Genomic DNA, 17,778 nt, shown 5'->3' on the forward strand with positions numbered 1-17,778 from the left:
TTGACATCCCTTCCCAGCAACTCCATAATCCTTAATCTTTAGGCTTTGTGGGGAGTAAACGGCAGCAAGATGGCAGCTTCAGCGGAAGAAGAAAAACAATACAAAGCCTCGTGGAAACGCTTAACGCTATTTAGTGTGTTATTTGTTTTACTCACGGCTGCCGGATTTTACGCCATTTATGACCACTTTTCCGGCCGCAGTCTTACCTTCGATTTTCGTTTGTTTGCCCCTGAAGTTTTAAGTGCCGCAGTCTTGCTGTTACTGGTTTACTTCGCCGCCGACGGTTTGCGGCTTTACTACACTTTGCGCGCTCTGGGTTACCGTATTCCTAAAAAAGCCATGGCTAAACTGGTCTTTATTAATATCTTTTTCTCCAATATTACCCCTATGGCCACCGGTGGCGGTTTCGCGCAGGTTTGGTTCTTACACGAGCACGGCGTGCCTATTGGGCGGGCGACCGCTGCCACTACTATTCGTACGGTGTTGGCTATTTTCTTTATTTTTTCGCTGACGCCGGTGTTCTTGCTGGTGCTGGAGCCACTGCAGAACAAAGCTATTATTGGTGAAATTGGTACGGCTCTTGCCGTTTTCATTGTGCTTTATCTGCTCTTCTTCGCGGTGGTTTTGTTGCGGGCACATTGGTTAATTGGGCCGCTAAGCTATTTATGTAAAGCGGTGCATAAGCTGCAACTGATTAGTCCTGAGCGTCATCTGCGCTGGCAATACAAAACTCGCCGCGAAATGCTGCGTTTCTCCCGGAGTTTTTCGGAGTATTGTCGCGGCTCTAAGGTGGCTATTGCGCTGTCGGTATTGTCCACCGTCATTTTTCTGCTCAGCTTATTCAGTTTTCCCGCGCTGCTAATGTGGGGTTTAGGATACGACGTTGATTACCTCGTCAGCCTGGGACTGCTGGTGGTTACCACCTTTATCATGTATTTCGCGCCAACGCCCGGTGCTTCGGGAATTTCCGAAGGTGTGTTTGGTAGCTTTTTTAATGACATTTTAGCCAATAATCATTTACTGTTAGTCACCTTTAGCTGGCGCTTCTTAACCATTTATCTTGGTATGTTATTGGGACTCTTTATTTTACAGCGCTACTTAGTTCAGTCGGCTAAAGTGCAGGGCATACAATGAATAAAACCAAGTTACTGAAAGTCCTGTTTTACCTCAACATTGCGGTTGTGGTTGGGCTTATTGGCTATAAAATTTATTTGAACCTGGTGACTTCTGAATTTGAGGCGGAGCATACCGAACAGCTCTCAGACATTAGTGCCCGGCTGGAAGGACAGGACAGTTACAGCTTTGCTGTAGTGGGTAATATCAATAATTCGGTTGGTATTTTCGAGCGTCGCATTATTCCTATGTTGAACGACACCGACATTGATTTTTTAGTGTCTGCGGGGAATGCTGTGAGCAGTGGAGGAGAAGACAAATACCGGGCAATAAAAGGTACTCTGTCGCGGCTGGATATGCCGTATTTACTGACCTTCGGTAACAATGAGTATGAAGAGTTTGGCAGCTTCCGCTTTTATGACCATTACGGTCCGCATTTTTTCAGTTTTACTGCCGATGACAGCCGCTTTATTTTCTTAGACAGCACGGGAAAAACGCCATGGCAATGGCAGCTTCGCTGGTTAACCGATATTCTTAAAGCCGACGATTCAAAGCATCGCTTTGTTTTTATTGGTCACCCACCTTTAGAGCCTGAAGAAGAGTTTTTTTTAGCCCAGGAGGACGATTTCCTGCAACCCATGGAGTTCCGTCATGCGTTACTGCAGACAATAAGCAACTTCGGTGTTGATCGCGTCTTTTCATCCAATATCTCTATTTACTCAGAGCGTGAGCACAACGGTATTCCCTATATCACTACCGGTGGTGCGGGTGGTCTGGTACTGAATCAGGATGAAAGCTTTTATCATTATGTGAAAGTAACAGTGAATGCCGATGGCTCGGTTGAGCACTCTGTTGAAGAGCTGGAAATTGGTCAGCACCCCATTCTGAAACAGCTGGAAAGCCTGTGGTTCTTTATTCATTCGTTATTTTACGTGGGCTACCTGAATTTTATTCTGCTGGTGAGTCTGTTCCTGGTTATCAGTACCAAATTGTACAACGCGGTATTCGTCGGTAAAGATTACTACCCCGACTACGATATTGACCCGCAGCCCTGGTTCAAAAAGCCGTTGCGCGTGGCCATGTTCACGAATAACTATCTGCCTTTTATCGGTGGTGTGCCAATTTCTATCGAGCGCCTGCGTCTGGGATTAGTTAAGCTCAAAGATAAGGTATTGGTTGTTGCGCCGCGCTATCAGCAAAGTAGTGAAAAAGAAGAGCATGTGGTGCGTATGCCGTCGCTGTTTTCTTTTGGTGAAAAGAGTGAGTTTCAGTTTGCCAATATTTTCTCCGGTGCCGTGCGTAAAAAGGTTAAAGCCTTTAAACCGGATATTATTCACGTTCACCATCCGTTCTGGATAGGTTCGCTTGGGGTCTTTATTGCGCGCCGCCTGAAAGTGCCGGTGGTTTATACTTATCACACGCGGCTAGAACATTATGCGCACTTTGTGTTTTTACCCGGTTCGTTGTTCCGCAATATTATTGCGCACTTTTTGGTGCGTCGCTTTGCCAACAAATGCGACGGCGTAATTGTGCCGACACAGTCGACGGAAGAATACCTGCGCATGATAGGGGTTAAGAAGCCGACCTTTGTACAGCCAACAGGTATTGAGTTTGAGCGTTTCCAGCAAGTTGACGACAAGCAAATAGAGGAGCTGCGCCAGCAACAAAAGCTAGGGGATGAAACGGTATTTGTTAGTGTGTCCCGGTTGTCGAATGAGAAAAATATCGACTTTATGATAGAGGCGGTGGCGCAACTGAAAGAGCAAACCGATAAGCCGTTCCGTTTGCTGATTGTGGGCGACGGTCATCAACGCCACCGGTTACAGGAACGCATCGATAACATGAAACTGCAGCAGTACATTACTCTGGTAGGCTCAGTTCCGCCTGAGCAAATGGCCGCCTGGTATCAGTTAGGAGACGCTTTCCTATTTGCCTCGCAGTCAGAAACTCAGGGCATGGTCATTCTGGAAGCTATGGCAGCGGGCTTACCCGTGGTTGCGGTGCGCTCCAGTGGTATCGACGATGTTGTTGAAGACGGGCATAACGGTTTTAAGACACCGGCTAAGCAGGCCTTGTGGTGTGAGCGGGTAAAACAGTTGCTGGATGATGAAGCGTTGCGCCAGAGCCTCGCGGAAAATGCTCTGGCTTTTGCCCGCGACTATTCGGTGGAAAAATTCAGTGATGACGTGCGCCACATTTATGCGGAAACTCTGGCTCGGTATCACGAGAAAAAATAGTGCTACAACTAGCGCTACAAAATGTGGTTACCAAAGACCAGTAATTGGCAGACGATGACAATGGTCGTTAATAATACCCGTATACGGTAGTAGCCCATATAAGACGTCATAGCCGAACTGCGCGCCAGCTTTTGTTCAAAGTACAGAACTAAGGCAAAGCCCACCATCTGCATACCTAATGACCAGGCTGGCGCGTTAATTAAAATAGTGAACCAGGCCGCTAAAGCGAAAACATTGCTTAATAACAGTAAACCTGTGGTTTTTTCGCTTTCTGCGCGGTGCAGTGCCCGGCCCCATAAAGTGCCTCCCAGGAAACTGAGAATAATAGCGCCGTAAGTAATTAAAAACTCTAAAGGTGAAATGCCCCACCAGGTTCCGGTATGCATTAAAGCTGCAAGCGATGATGCCAGAAAGGGAATAAGCCCTAAAAAGCCCAGAGTATAAATTAGCCAGTTTTTACCTTTGTTCATAAAAAATGAGTCCACCAAAAGTCAGTTATTTTTATTTTACGATTATTGTTCAATTTACGTTTAGTCCAATTCTAAATGACTTACGTAATGAATACTAAACAGCAACTTTTATTCATTATGGCAGATTATCAGCTAGGTTTATTTGTATTTCGAGATGACCTCAGGGTTGAAGACAACCTGGCGCTTTATGAGGCCGCGCAGCGTAGTGAAACACTCATCTGCTGCTTTTGTTTTAATCCGACGCAGAATAAGTATGGCCATTATGGCATTCCGGCCATGGGTAAGCATCGTTTTACCTTTTTGCAGCAGAGCTTAAAGCAACTGCGAACCGAGCTGGAAAAACGTGGACAAAAACTCATTGTTTTGGCCGGGACATTTGACCGCATTTTAACCGAACTCATTTCCGCACGTCAGGTGGATGCAGTATTCCTGAGCCAGCATCAGGGCTACTACGAACGGCTTCAATTGGGTTTGTTACAGCAACGGTTTCCGTTTCTGCCTTTTCATGAAACACCAAACAACACCTTGTTTTCGGAGCCGGAACTTCCTTTTGAGCTAGCGGACTTACCGGAAACCTTTTCTCAATTCAGGAAAAAGGTCGAGCCGTTGAGCCGTGACTTTTCGGTTCAGCCGATAAACGCATTGCCTCCATTACCGGAGAACATCAGTTATCCGGGGTTCAAGGCTGAAACTCTGAATGAATTGGCGTCAGATGACTTTGAAGGTGGAGAAAGAGCCGCCTTAACGCATTTAACAAGCTACTTTTCTGGTGAGTCTGCCGGTACTTATAAACAAACACGAAATGCCTTAGACGACTTTTCGAGCTCGACCAAGTTTTCGCCCTGGCTTGCGCAGGGCTGCCTTTCCGTCCGGCAAATTATGGCAGCGTTAAGAGAGTACGAAGCGCGGTTTGGCGAGAGTGAATCCAGCTACTGGATAAGTTTTGAGTTATTGTGGCGCGAGTATTTTTTCTGGTACGCACTGAAACATGGAAAACGCCTGTTCGCTTTTGCCGGCCTCTCCGGCAAGTCACCCAAAACCAGCTTTTATTCTGAAAGGTTTCAGAAGTGGTGCTCTGGCAACACGCCTTATCCTATAGTTAACGCCTGCATGAATCAGCTGAATGCCACCGGTTATATGTCGAACCGGGGGCGGCAGTTAGTTGCTAGTTGTTTTGTACACGAGCTGAGCCTGGACTGGCGCTACGGCGCTGCCTATTTTGAACAGCAGCTGATTGATTATGACGTTTCCTCCAACTGGGGCAACTGGCAGTATCTGGCGGGCGTGGGAGCCGACCCCAGAGGGCATCGTCAGTTTAATCTGGAAAAGCAGACGGAACGCTACGACCCGGACAATGAGTTTATTGAGCGTTGGGCCGGCGACCTGTCCGGGCAACCCATAGACAGCGTCGATGCCGCAGACTGGCCGGTGCGATGAGCATGAATCGCACCGCAGTAGTGTGGCTAAAGCGCGACTTGCGACTGTCCGATCACGATGCGTTAGCTGCTGCTCTGAAGCATCACGACTCGGTTTTGCTGTGGTACAACGTTGAGCCTATGTTGCTGGATGATCCGCATTACGACATGCGGCACTGGCGGTTTATCTGGCAAAGTCTTTGTGACATGAATGAGCAGCTAAAACCCTATGGTGTAAACTTGCATATTTCCTGCGGCGACACTTTAGAGCAGTTGCAGCGGATACAGAATAAATTTGGCAGCATGGAGCTGTATAGCTATCAGGAAATTGGGTTAATCAATACTTACCAGCGCGACAAACAGGTTGCCAAGTTTTGCCGTGAGCAAAATATAAACTGGCACGAGTCTCCCTACGGTGCGGTGATACGGGCGGCTCGGTCGCGTACGGGATGGCGTAAAAACTGGAACAGAGTGATGCGGCTTGAGCCTGAAACTCTGGATTTAACAAGAGTTATTGTCAGTCCTTTCGAAATTTACCATCCACCCGCAGAATGGCAGGAGCACGACCCGTTGTTCCAGAAGGGCGGAGAGCTGGAAGCACGGCAGACATTGTTATCGTTTTTTGAAGGCCGGGGGAAACGATACGGAGTGAATATTTCCAAACCGGGATTAAGCCGCGAGAGTTGCAGCCGACTTTCGGCGTACCTTGCCTGGGGTAACTTAAGTCTGCGGCAGGTGTACCAGTATTGCTTAACCTACTGGCAGACACCTGGCTGGAGAAAACCGTTGCGTGCGCTGGTTTCTCGCTTGCACTGGCATTGTCACTTTATTCAAAAGTTTGAAAGTGAGTTAACTCAGCAGTGTAAGCCTATCAACCGCGGTTATGAGACTTTGCCGTTTCGAAATGATGAATTAGTTACTCAGCATTTAGAGGCCTGGAAACAGGGTAAAACGGGCTACCCGCTGGTGGATGCCTGTATGCGTTGCCTGATTAAAACGGGTTACATTAACTTCAGAATGCGCGCTATGTTGGTGAGCTTTTTGTGTCATTATCTGGCAGTAGACTGGCGTCTGGGTGCCGATTATCTAGCGTCACTTTTCCTCGACTTTGAGCCGGGCATTCATTATCCGCAGTTTCAAATGCAGGCGGGCGTAACCGGCATTAATACCGTGCGCATATACAACCCGACAAAACAGGCTCTTGAACAGGATGCCGAGGGTACTTTTATACGAACTTGGCTGCCAGAGCTCGCCGAGCTGCCGAATGAGTTGCTAATAGAACCCTGGCAGTTGACACCCATGGAATCGGCGATGTTCGATATTCAGCTGGGCACCGATTATCCGTATCCGCTCGTCGACAAAGACGAATATCGTGGGACCATGAGTGAAAACCTTTGGAACTGGCGCAAGAGCTCTCTTGTTCAATTAGAAAATAAAAGAATACTGAGCCGGCACGTTGATCGTTCAGGTTAGAGAGCAAGTAAATTAAACGTCAAACAACGATAATTGAGCTGTGATGAAGAAAAACGTATGGTTTGGTGCAGGCACCTTAAGAATTGAAGATATTGTCCGACTTTCTCGATGTGAGGCAAAAGCAGAACTGAATTCAGAGCCTCTATTCCGGGAGAGGATTCAGGCTGGTGCGGACTTTCTCGATAAACTCCTGTTGGAAGATGGTGTTATTTATGGTGTGACGACCGGCTATGGAGACAGCTGTACAGTAGCTGTTCCCACCGATTTAGTTGATGAACTGCCGCTGCACCTTACGCGCTTTCACGGTTGTGGCCTGGGCGAGCATTTTGATAAAGCAACGGTGCGGGCCATTCTCGCGGTTCGTTTATGTTCTCTGGCGCAAGGGTACTCGGGAGTAAGCTGGGAGTTACTTGAGCGACTGACCCTTATGATAAATGAGGATATATTGCCTCTTATTCCTCAAGAAGGGAGCGTTGGCGCCAGCGGTGACTTAACGCCTTTATCCTATATTGCCAGTGCGCTTGTTGGTGAAAATAAAGTGCATTTTCGCGGGCAGGTCATTTCAAGTGCGGAAGCCTTTAACACCTTTGGGTTATCCCCTTATAAACTTAGACCCAAAGAAGCTCTGGCACTGATGAACGGCACGGCAGTTATGACGGCAGTTGCTTGTCTGAACTTTGACAAAGCGGATTACTTCAGTCGTCTGTCGAGTCGTATTACGTCTTTGGTGTGTTACGCGCTTGGCGGAAACGCTCAGCACTTTGACGAACATTTATTTCAGGTTAAGCCGCATGTGGGTCAACAACAGGTGGCTAAGTGGATACGCCATGATTTAGGTGAAATACCCACACAAAGAAATTCTGCGCGTTTGCAGGATCGGTACTCCATTCGCTGTTCTCCGCATATTGTAGGTGCATTAAAAGATGCTCTACCCTGGCTTAGGCAAACAATAGAAAATGAACTGAACAGCGCAAATGACAACCCTATTATTGACGCCGAGCGAGAACAGGTTCTGCACGGTGGTCATTTCTATGGTGGCCATATTGCTATGGCGATGGACACGCTAAAAACCCAAGTGGCTAATCTGGCCGATTTACATGACAGGCAAATGGCGCTGTTGATGGATCAGAAAGTAAATAACGGTTTACCGGCAAACTTATCTGCAGCCGATTCCTCAAGAGCTGCTATTAATCATGGGTTTAAAGCGGTTCAAATTGGCTGTTCTGCATGGACTGCTGAAGCACTAAAGCTGACTATGCCTGCCAGCGTTTTTTCCCGCTCTACTGAGTGTCACAATCAGGATAAGGTGAGCATGGGAACCATTGCGGCCCGGGACTGTGTGAGAGTTTTGGAGTTAACTGGACAAGTTGCTATCGCGACTCTTCTGGCCTCGTGCCAGGGGGTTCGGCTGAGGCAAAGAGTAAAGGGTACTTCGGAATCCTTATCTGTAGACGTGGAATACATGCTAAACGACATTGAAAAAGAATTTGCGCCGATAAAAGAAGACCGTGCGCTTGAAGGAGAGCTTCGTTTCTGGCTGGAGCAATTAGCTGAAAAACGCTGGTGTTTGTACACATCTTGATACTTATTTGTGCTACTTTCTAACAGGAGATTTTGCTAAATTAACGTGCTGCCTATAAGAACTTGCTACAAAAAGTTGATAAGGATAATAACAATGAAATATCTACTGGGAGCAGTTGCAGTCAGTTTGCTGACAGCCTGTTCACAAAATGCTGAAACAGAACAAGAGGCGAATACGCAATCTATGTCGTATCCGGAAACGCGTAAAGGCGATGTGGTTGATACCTACTTTGGTACCGAAGTAGCGGACCCGTATCGCTGGTTAGAAGATGACCGTAGCGAAGAGACCGAAAACTGGGTTAAAGCTCAGAATGAAGTGACTTTCGCACACTTAGAGTCTATTCCATATCGCGAGACGATAGAAAAGCGTCTGACCGAGTTGTGGAACTACGAGAAAATCAGCGCGCCGTTTAAAGAGGGCGATTACACCTATTTCTACAAAAACGACGGCTTGCAAAACCAGTATGTGGTGTACCGCCAGAAAGGTGACGAAGATCCGGAAGTATTCCTGGATCCGAACACCTTTAGTGAAGACGGAACAACCTCGCTGGCGCAGCTAACCTTTTCTGACGACGGTTCGTTAGCGGCATATTCAATTTCTGAGGGCGGCAGTGACTGGCGTAAAATTCGGGTTATTGACGCCGAAACCAAAGAACAGCTGGAAGAGCCGTTAGTGGATGTGAAGTTCAGCGGTATTTCCTGGGTAGACAATGAAGGTTTCTACTACTCCAGTTATGATAAGCCAGAAGGCAGTGAGCTTTCTGCAAAGACCGACCAGCACAAGCTGTATTACCACGAGCTGGGTACAGACCAGTCTGATGACAAACTGGTGTTTGGTGGAACGGATGCTGAGAAGCACCGTTACGTTGGCGGCTACGTTACCGATGACGACCGTTACCTGATGATTTCGGCGGCAAACTCCACCTCTGGCAATAAGCTCTTTATTAAAGATCTTACAGAAGAAGACAGTAAGCTGGTCACCGTTCTGGATCATACCGGTTCGGATACTCGTGTATTAGATAACGATGGTTCAAAGCTTTACCTTGTGACTAACCTTGATGCGCCAAACCAGCGTGTTGTGACTGTTGACGCGAGTAATCCAGCGCCGGAAAACTGGGAAGACTTTATCCCAGAAACGGAAAACGTGCTAAGCGTCTCAACCGGTGCGGGCTATATCTTTGCCGAGTACATGGTGGATGCTGTGGCTCAGGTGAAGCAATACGCCTATAACGGCGATATGGTGCGTGAAGTTCAGCTTCCGGGTGTGGGCAGTATTGGTGGCTTCTCAGGTAAGAAAGAAGCGGATGAGTTGTACTACACCTTTACCAACTACAGCACACCGTCAACGATTTATAAGTTTGACCCGGACCAGGGCGGTTCAGAAGTTTATGCTGAGTCTGGTGCCGATTTTGACCCAGCAAACTATGAATCAAAGCAGGTGTTTTATACGTCTAAAGACGGCACCGAAGTGCCTATGATCATTACCTACAAAAAGGGCACTAAGCTGGATGGCTCCAACCCGACAATTTTGTATGGTTATGGTGGCTTTAATATCAGCCTGACGCCTTCGTTCAGTATTGCTAACGCAGCCTGGTTAGAAATGGGCGGTGTTTACGCCGTTGCTAACTTACGCGGTGGCGGTGAATACGGCAAAGACTGGCATAAAGCTGGTACGAAAATGCAGAAACAGAATGTGTTTGACGACTTTATTGCCGCAGCTGAATACCTGATTGATGAGAAGTATACGTCATCTGATCATCTGGCTGTTCGTGGTGGTTCTAACGGCGGCTTGCTAGTTGGCGCAGTCATGACTCAGCGTCCTGAACTCTTTGCAGTTGCTTTGCCTGCAGTCGGTGTTCTGGACATGCTTCGCTATCATACTTTCACCGCTGGAGCAGGCTGGGCGTACGACTACGGTACTGCCGACGACAGTAAAGAAATGTTTGAATACTTAATTGGTTACTCGCCTGTCCATAACGTGGAAGAAGGCGTGGCTTATCCGGCAACGCTAATCACTACGGGTGACCATGATGATCGCGTGGTTCCTGCGCACTCATTTAAGTTTGCGGCGGAGCTTCAGGACAAAGCGGGCGGTGAAAACCCTCAGCTTATCCGTATTGAAACCAATGCTGGACACGGTGCTGGCACACCGGTTTCAAAAACCATTGAGCAGTATTCCGATATCTTCGGTTTTACTTTGTATCACATGGGGTTTGAAGAGCTTCCTGAGTAACTACTGACCAGTAAAGGCTTCGCCGTTTATGGCGAAGCCTTTGCATCATTCTTTCGATATTTTTCTCGTTTCCCGTTAATCTCTTTGCCCTCCCATTCTCGTACTATGAGGATTCAATAATGAACAATGATTTAAATATTATGTGGGTAGTTGCCGCTGTAGTTGTTTTACTCTTACTGATAGCTTCGGTACGCATTGTGCCGCAGCAGAACGTGTACTTGGTGGAACTGTTCGGGCGTTATCGGCGTATGTTGACGCCGGGGCTTAACTTTATTATCCCGCTTATTGAGCAGGTTGCTCACAAACAGTCAATGAGAACGCGGCAGTTGGATGTCGATGTTGAGACCAAAACAAACGATAACGTGTTTGTTATTGTCCGGGTGTCAGTACAGTATCGCGTGAGCAATGAAACCTCGGTTTATAATGCGTTTTATCAGCTTGAAAATCCTGAGTGGCAAATGCAGTCTTATGTGTTTGATACGGTACGTGCGCAAATTCCTAAGCAGAATCTGGACGCAGTATTCGACAACAAAGACTCTATTTCTAAAGATGTAAAAGAGCAGTTGCGCGATACCATGGAAGAATATGGTTTTGAGATTATTGCGTCGCTGGTGACAGACATTGACCCGGACCAGTCGGTTAAAGATTCAATGAACCAAATTAACGCCGCAGAAAGAGAGCGTCGTGCAGCAGAACATAAGGCGGAAGCTGAAAAAATTATGCTGGTGAAGCAGGCTGAAGCCGACAAAGAATCGAAAATTTTGCAGGGTCAGGGTATTGCCGGTCAGCGTTTAGCGATAGCTGAAGGTTTGCGGGATTCTATTGCCATGGTTACCGATCAGGCTAATGACATAACGTCTAAAGATGTCATCGATTTGCTGAAATTCACTAACTATGTCGATGTATTGGGTTCTTTCGATACCGCTGCCAGTAAAGTGATTATGTTGCCGCAACCAACGGGTCAGCTGGATTCTTTATCCTCGGATATTTTAAGCGCAATGGAAGCGGCCAAAGACAGTAAAAAAGATGGCTGAAACCTTTCCGCTGTTGGCGGCTCAACCAATCTACGATAATACCAATCGATTTTATGCGGTTGAGCTGCTGTTTAATACCATTTAAGCCTGGCTGTTGTGTTTTGCCAGTTGCTGAATTCTTCCAACAATAGCACGTAAGCCGTTTCCGCGAGTCGGTGTAATGTGGTTTTCTAAGTCCAGCTGAGCAAAGTAGTTGTCGATATCAAAAGCAAGAATTTGTTCCGGAGTTTTGTCGTGGTAAGCCGCCATCACTAAGGTCAGCAACCCCTGAACAATGACTGCGTCGCTATCAACGTGCAACAACAGCTTGCCGTCCTTTTCTTCACTAATAAGCCAGACATTACTTTGGCAGCCGCGCACCAGATACTCATCTTTATGCTGGCTTTCCGGTAGACCGGGCAATGCTTTACCTAAATCAATGATGTACTGGTAACGTTGCTCCCAGTCATCTAAAAACTCTAAGTCATCAATGATTTCATCTGTACTGGGTAAATTCATGCTGACCAATAACCTTCACTTATAAGTTAAAAGAACGACTCATGTTAAAAGAAAACACCGGCTTCAAGCTGAGCTTCTTCGCTCATCATGTCGCGTGACCAGGGTGGGTCAAAAACGAGTTCAACATTCACATTTTTAACGTGCGGTACCAGAGAAACCCGATACTCAACATCACCCACTAATACCGGACCCATACCACAGCCTGGTGCGGTTAAGGTCATATCAATAGTAACGGTGCCGGAATCTTTATCAACCGCGACTTTGTAGATAAGCCCCAGCGAAACTAAGTTAATCGGAATTTCCGGGTCATAAATGGTCTCTAACGCTTCCCAGACCTGATCTTCTGAAACTTTTCCGTTTGCTGGTGGTTCAAAGTCGAGCTTTTCTGGCTTACGGCCAATCGCATCCGCATCCGTGCCGTCTATGCGCAGCATGTTACCCTGAAAGGTAACCGTATAGTTACCGCCTAAATCCTGAGTAATAGTAACAAACTCACCTTTAGGAATAACTTTAGGCTCACCCGTTGGCACGCGACGCGCTTTAACTTCACGGGTGGTGGACACCATTTTCTGCTGCATAATTTAAACTTCCGTTACTGCACGTTGAAGCTTTCGCCGCAACCACACTCATTAACAACATTCGGGTTGTTGAATTTAACCACGCCGTTAATGCCTTCTTTTACGTAATCAATTTCGGTGTTACGCACCAGTTCCAGCGCATTAGAGGCAATAGCGACTTTGATGTTGTCGTTAATATCGACCACTTCATCGCCGTCTTCCATCGCATCGACAGAATCAAGTACATAGGCATAGCCCGTACAGCCACTTTGCTTAGTCGACAGGCGAATCAGCTTGCCCGGTTCATCTTTTAAGCGTGACTCAAAGTAACGTACAGCGTTTTCTGTCATCGAAATTAACGAAGACGATGGTACAAATGTTTCTACAGACATGAGTCTCCTCCTGCCATTAGGCTAGCATTAAACGAGCTTTGTTGATGCCTTCAAACAGCTTATCAACCTCGTCTAATGTATTATAAATGGTAAATGACGCGCGCGCAGTACCTGGTACATTCAGGCGTTTCATTAGCGGTTGAGCGCAGTGGTCACCAGTACGAATGGCTATGCCTTGCTTGTCCAGCAAGAAGCCAATATCAGCCGGGTGTGCGCCATCTAAAATAAAGCTTAGCACGCCAATTTTGTTGTCGGCGTGGCCAACAATGGTTAAGCCATCGGTTTGCTCTGCCAGCTCGGTTGCGCGTGCCAGTAAGGCGGTTTCGTGAGCTAGAATGTCGGCTTTATTAAATTGCTGTAACCAGTTTATAGCTGCCGCCAGACCAATGGCACCAGCGATATTTGGCGTACCGGCTTCCAGTCGGTTTGGTAATTCACCCCAGGTGGCGTCCTGGTAACTGACTGTCGCTATCATTTCGCCACCGACTAACCATATAGGCCAGTCTTTTAAAACCTCGTAACAACCCCAGAGCACGCCAATGCCGGTTGGTCCGAACAGCTTATGACCGGAAAACGCGTAAAAATCACAGCCTATGTCCTGCACATCGATAGCGCCGTGCGCCACGCCTTGTGCGCCATCAATCATAACCAGAGCGTCTTTGGCCTTGGCGGCAGCGGTGAGTTCTTTAATTGGGTTAATGGTACCCAGCGCATTTGAAATGTGGGGCATTGAAACGAAAGCAGTGTTCTCACTCAGCAGAGCGTGAAACTGCTCGGTATTGAGTGAGCCGTCTTCATTAATGGGTACGACTTTTAACGTGGCGCCAGAACGCTTACACGCCTGTTGCCAGGTGACCAGGTTCGCATGGTGTTCCATTTCGGTCACCAGTACTTCCTCGCCAGCTTTTAAGCGCTGAGCAACACCATTAGCGACCAGGTTAATACCTTCGGTGGTGCCGCTGGTCCAGATGACCTCTTCCTGACGATTTGCATGTATGTAGTCAGCTACGGTTTTACGTGCCGCTTCGTAGCGACGGGTGGCTTCATCAGAAAGATAATGAGCCCCGCGATGAACATTGGCGTTGCACTGAGTATAGTAATCCGTCAGCGCGTCGATGACCGCTTGTGGCTTTTGCGTGGTGGCAGCGTTATCCAGATAAACCAGTGGTTTACCGTTTACCTGCCGTTGCAGTATCGGAAACTGCTCACGAATTTGTGCAACGTTCAGGCTCATTGCTTCTCCATCATACTTTCAAAGCGGGTTTTCAAAATAGGCTGCAACCAGTCGGCCAGGGCTTTATTTGGCATCTGGAACACCATTTCCTGTACGAAGCCAAAGTTGAGCATAACCAGCGCTTGTTGTCTGTCGATGCCACGCGTCAGCATGTAATACAACGCTTCTTCATCAATTTCAGCAACCGTTGCACCGTGCGCACACTGTACATCGTCTGCGTAAATCTCCAGCTCGGGCTTAGTATTAATTTGCGCACCACGAGTCAGCAGCAGGTTACGATTATTCAGTTCGGCCAGAGTTTTCTGTGCATGACGATGAATATGAATACGACCATTAAATACCGCCTTCGCCCGGTCACCGATAATGCCGCGGGCGTTCTCTTCGGTCGTGCCGTTGGGTGAGGCATGCTCAATGGTGCTGTGCAGATCGAAGTGCTGACGGGGTGCCAGTAAATACACGTTATTAAACTTGGCAAAGGCGTGCTCGCCCGCATGTTCAATATCAACGTCCAGACGCGTTAACTGACTGCCGTAGCCAATTAAGGTGCTATTCAGTTTAGCGTGATCGTGCAGTTTAAAGTGGCTGCCGCCAATGTGAATCGCTTCGCCTTCGTGCAGGGCAAAACGGTAATGCTCTAAACGCGCTTTTTCGGCTATGTCATATTCAGCAAAGACGGTATTCAGGCTGTTACCTGAGCCGCTGCCGTGCTCAATAATGGTTGCCTGCGCATTTTCACCAACACGTACCAGCGTACGCTGATGAGACTCAATACCGGCAGATGCAAAATTAACTATGCGAATGGGCTGTTCAACTTTAGTGTTAGCTGCAATGTCGATAACAACGCCTTGCTGCGCCAATACGTCGTTCACCAGACCAAACAAATGACGACTGGGTTTTACTTGCGCAAAAATAGCTTCAGCGGGTTCGCTGGGTGCTGAAAGTTCACTAATAGTGATACCTTCAGGTAACTTAAGCTTGCTGATGTCGGTACTAAGCTGACCGTCGACAAACACCAAATCCAGACTGTTTAAGCCTTCAATGACTGGTGCTTCGGCAGTCGCGCTACCGGTGCCGGATTTCAGCTCTAAATCAGCAACCGGATGCAACGACGTATAACGCCAGGCTTCGGTGCGGCGTGTCGGCCATTGCTGTTGCTTTAACGTGTCCAAGGCTTGTGCCCGGACCGGAGATAGCCAATCGTCAACGGTCGAGGCACGCTCTAAAACGTGGTTTAACCATTGACTCATGCATCTGCTCCTTCTGCTTCAGCTAACCAGGCATAACCTGATGCTTCGACTTCTTTAGCCAGTTCAGGACCGCCACTTTTCACTATTTTGCCTTTAGACAAAATGTGAACATAGTCAGGCTCAATGTAGTCCAGCAAACGTTGGTAGTGGGTGACCACAATAAAGCTGCGCTTGCCGTCGCGCTGGCTGTTAACACCCTTTGCGACCACTTGCAGTGCATCGACATCAAGCCCGGAATCTGACTCATCCAGAATCGCAATTTTTGGCTCCAGCATGATCATCTGCATAATTTCGTTACGCTTTTTCTCACCACCGGAAAAGCCTTCATTGACGCCACGCTTTAAGAAGTCGAGCGGTAACTCAACTTGCTTACAGGCTTCTTTGGCTTTTTTCAGGAATTCAGCTGAGCTCAAAGCGCTTTCGCCATGAGCTTCACGCATGGCATTTACAGATTCCTTCATAAATTCCATGTTGCTGACGCCGGGAATTTCAACAGGGTACTGAAAAGCCAGAAATATACCGGCCTGGGCACGCTCTTCCACTTCCATGTCCAGTAAGTCTTTACCGTCCATTTCTACGCTGCCGCTTTCTACTTCGTAGCCATCGCGGCCGGATAAAACGTAACCTAAAGTACTTTTACCGGCACCGTTAGGACCCATAATAGCGTGTACTTCGCCGGGTTTTATTTCCAGATTCAGGCCTTTCAAAATTGTTGTTTCTTCCACACGTGCGTGCAGGTCTTTAATCGATAGCATGTTTTACCCCACTGAACCTTCAAGACTGATTTCAAGCAACTTACCGGCTTCCACCGCAAACTCCATTGGTAGTTCGCGGAATACCTCTTTACAGAAGCCATTTACAATCATTGAGACTGCTTTTTCAGGGTCCAGGCCTCGTTGCCGACATAAGAATAATTGATCGTCACTCACCTTAGAGGTGGTGGCTTCGTGTTCAACAATCGCGGTTGGATTGCTGCTTTCAATATACGGGAATGTGTGTGCGCCGCACTGGTCGCCAATAAGCAGCGAATCACATTCGGTAAAGTTACGCGCGCCCTCGGCACCTGGGCCCATACGAACCAGACCTCGGTAAGCGTTATTACTGCGACCGGCGGAAATACCTTTGGAAATGATGGTCGACTTGGTGTTCTTACCTAAATGGATCATTTTGGTGCCGGTATCGGCTTGTTGTCTGCCGCGGGTTAACGCAACTGAGTAGAATTCCCCAACGCTGTTATCGCCTTTAAGAATACAGCTTGGATACTTCCAGGTAACGGCAGAGCCTGTCTCTACCTGAGTCCAGGAGATCTTCGCGTTTTTCTCGCACAGGCCGCGTTTAGTGACAAAGTTATAGATACCGCCTTTGCCGTTTTCATCACCCGGATACCAGTTTTGCACCGTAGAGTATTTGATCTCCGCGTTATCCAGTGCAACCAACTCAACTACGGCCGCGTGTAATTGGTTTTCGTCACGTTGTGGTGCGGTACAACCTTCCAGATAACTAACGTGACTGCCTTCTTCGGCGACAATTAAGGTACGCTCAAACTGACCGGTATTCTGTTCGTTTATGCGGAAGTAAGTTGATAGTTCCATAGGGCAGCGAACGCCTTTTGGAATATAAACAAACGAGCCATCGGTGAATACGGCACTGTTCAGCGCAGCAAAGAAGTTATCGCCACGGGGAACCACGGTACCTAAGTACTTTTTAACTAATTCAGGGTACTTGTGAAGGGCTTCAGAGATAGGGCAGAAGATAACGCCTGCTTCTTCCAGCTTCTCGCGGAATGTTGTGACCACGGATACTGAATCGAAGACCGCATCAACAGCTACGCCCGCCAGCATTTCCTGCTCATGCAGAGGAATACCCAGCTTTTCGTATGTGCGTAGCAGTTCCGGATCAACCTCGTCTAACGACTTAGGCTTGTCTTTCATACTCTTAGGTGCTGAGTAGTATGAAATTGACTGGTAATCTACCTTAGGATAATCGACGTGTGCCCAGTCAGGCTCTTCCATTTTTAACCAGGTGCGATAAGCCTTCAGACGCCATTCCAGCATCCATTCAGGCTCACCCTTAATGGCGGACAGACGGGCAATGACGTCCTCGTCCAAACCAATTGGGAAAGTTTCTGACTCTATTTCTGAAATGAAGCCTGCGTCGTATTTACGCGCAAGCGCCTGATCAATCTGTTCACTCATGATTTACCCACTCTAAAAGCTGCGGATGGGAGTTTCGCCCGTTACTGGCCGACAGTATAAAATACCTGACTAAAACACTCAACTTTATCTGCTGACCAA

15 protein-coding genes are annotated in these 17,778 nt (G+C 47.7%); 7 read left to right on the forward strand and 8 right to left on the reverse strand.

Annotated features, from left to right (window positions below):
• The first annotated feature begins 69 nt into the window (after window positions 1-69).
• Window positions 70-1,134: a lysylphosphatidylglycerol synthase transmembrane domain-containing protein gene (locus ACP7H9_RS06155; protein ID WP_034819095.1), complete on the forward strand. Its 1,065-nt coding sequence runs from the start codon at window positions 70-72 to the stop codon at window positions 1,132-1,134.
• Window positions 1,131-3,350, forward strand: coding sequence for a glycosyltransferase (locus ACP7H9_RS06160; RefSeq protein ID WP_439222366.1), 2,220 nt, complete (start codon window positions 1,131-1,133; stop codon window positions 3,348-3,350). Before ACP7H9_RS06155 ends, ACP7H9_RS06160 begins: the two co-directional genes overlap by 4 nt.
• Before the next feature lie 14 nt (window positions 3,351-3,364).
• Here ACP7H9_RS06160 and ACP7H9_RS06165 read toward each other — a convergent pair whose 3' ends face one another.
• A complete protein-coding gene (locus ACP7H9_RS06165) occupies window positions 3,365-3,820 on the reverse strand; it encodes a DUF3429 domain-containing protein (RefSeq protein ID WP_439222367.1) in 456 nt (151 codons plus the stop codon).
• Window positions 3,821-3,907: 87 nt separating this feature from the next.
• Here ACP7H9_RS06165 and ACP7H9_RS06170 point away from each other — a divergent pair, with 87 nt between their 5' ends.
• From ACP7H9_RS06170 to ACP7H9_RS06190, 5 genes are all read left to right on the forward strand, one after another.
• Window positions 3,908-5,257, forward strand: a complete 1,350-nt coding sequence (locus ACP7H9_RS06170; RefSeq protein ID WP_439222368.1) for a DASH family cryptochrome — start codon at window positions 3,908-3,910, stop codon at window positions 5,255-5,257.
• 2 nt (window positions 5,258-5,259) lie between these two features.
• Window positions 5,260-6,708 (forward strand): FAD-binding domain-containing protein, encoded by a 1,449-nt coding sequence (locus ACP7H9_RS06175; RefSeq protein WP_439222369.1) that lies wholly within the window; start codon window positions 5,260-5,262, stop codon window positions 6,706-6,708.
• 43 nt (window positions 6,709-6,751) lie between these two features.
• Window positions 6,752-8,290 carry an HAL/PAL/TAL family ammonia-lyase gene (locus ACP7H9_RS06180; RefSeq protein WP_439222370.1) on the forward strand — a complete coding sequence of 513 codons (1,539 nt, stop codon included), beginning with the start codon at window positions 6,752-6,754 and terminating at the stop codon, window positions 8,288-8,290.
• A 93-nt stretch (window positions 8,291-8,383) separates the two neighbouring features.
• Window positions 8,384-10,522: a prolyl oligopeptidase family serine peptidase gene (locus tag ACP7H9_RS06185; RefSeq protein ID WP_439222371.1), complete on the forward strand. Its 2,139-nt coding sequence runs from the start codon at window positions 8,384-8,386 to the stop codon at window positions 10,520-10,522.
• A 119-nt stretch (window positions 10,523-10,641) separates the two neighbouring features.
• Window positions 10,642-11,556: an SPFH domain-containing protein gene (locus ACP7H9_RS06190; RefSeq protein ID WP_439222372.1), complete on the forward strand. Its 915-nt coding sequence runs from the start codon at window positions 10,642-10,644 to the stop codon at window positions 11,554-11,556.
• 81 nt (window positions 11,557-11,637) lie between these two features.
• Here ACP7H9_RS06190 and ACP7H9_RS06195 read toward each other — a convergent pair whose 3' ends face one another.
• From ACP7H9_RS06195 to sufB, 7 genes are read right to left on the reverse strand one after another with little or no spacing between them, the layout of a single operon-like run.
• Window positions 11,638-12,054, reverse strand: coding sequence for a SufE family protein (locus tag ACP7H9_RS06195; RefSeq protein WP_011233411.1), 417 nt, complete (start codon window positions 12,052-12,054; stop codon window positions 11,638-11,640).
• Between the two features lie 44 nt (window positions 12,055-12,098).
• Window positions 12,099-12,632: a putative Fe-S cluster assembly protein SufT gene (sufT, locus tag ACP7H9_RS06200; RefSeq protein WP_011233412.1), complete on the reverse strand. Its 534-nt coding sequence runs from the start codon at window positions 12,630-12,632 to the stop codon at window positions 12,099-12,101.
• Between the two features lie 14 nt (window positions 12,633-12,646).
• On the reverse strand, window positions 12,647-13,003 hold the full coding sequence (locus ACP7H9_RS06205) for a HesB/IscA family protein (protein WP_011233413.1): 357 nt from the start codon (window positions 13,001-13,003) through the stop codon (window positions 12,647-12,649).
• 16 nt (window positions 13,004-13,019) lie between these two features.
• The gene (locus ACP7H9_RS06210; protein WP_034819047.1) at window positions 13,020-14,237 is read right to left on the reverse strand and encodes an aminotransferase class V-fold PLP-dependent enzyme; all 1,218 of its coding nucleotides are present in this window, start codon (window positions 14,235-14,237) and stop codon (window positions 13,020-13,022) included.
• Window positions 14,234-15,484 carry a Fe-S cluster assembly protein SufD gene (gene sufD / locus ACP7H9_RS06215; RefSeq protein WP_439222373.1) on the reverse strand — a complete coding sequence of 417 codons (1,251 nt, stop codon included), beginning with the start codon at window positions 15,482-15,484 and terminating at the stop codon, window positions 14,234-14,236. Before sufD ends, ACP7H9_RS06210 begins: the two co-directional genes overlap by 4 nt.
• The gene (gene sufC / locus ACP7H9_RS06220) at window positions 15,481-16,239 is read right to left on the reverse strand and encodes a Fe-S cluster assembly ATPase SufC (RefSeq protein ID WP_011233416.1); all 759 of its coding nucleotides are present in this window, start codon (window positions 16,237-16,239) and stop codon (window positions 15,481-15,483) included. The genes sufD and sufC overlap by 4 nt, the downstream gene beginning before the upstream one ends.
• A gap of 3 nt (window positions 16,240-16,242) precedes the next feature.
• Window positions 16,243-17,679 (reverse strand): Fe-S cluster assembly protein SufB, encoded by a 1,437-nt coding sequence (gene sufB, locus ACP7H9_RS06225; protein ID WP_114981736.1) that lies wholly within the window; start codon window positions 17,677-17,679, stop codon window positions 16,243-16,245.
• Window positions 17,680-17,778: the final 99 nt, after the last annotated feature.

Origin of the sequence: Idiomarina sp. ST20R2A10 (assembly GCF_051842345.1) — a bacterium.
Lineage (GTDB): Bacteria > Pseudomonadota > Gammaproteobacteria > Enterobacterales > Alteromonadaceae > Idiomarina > Idiomarina loihiensis.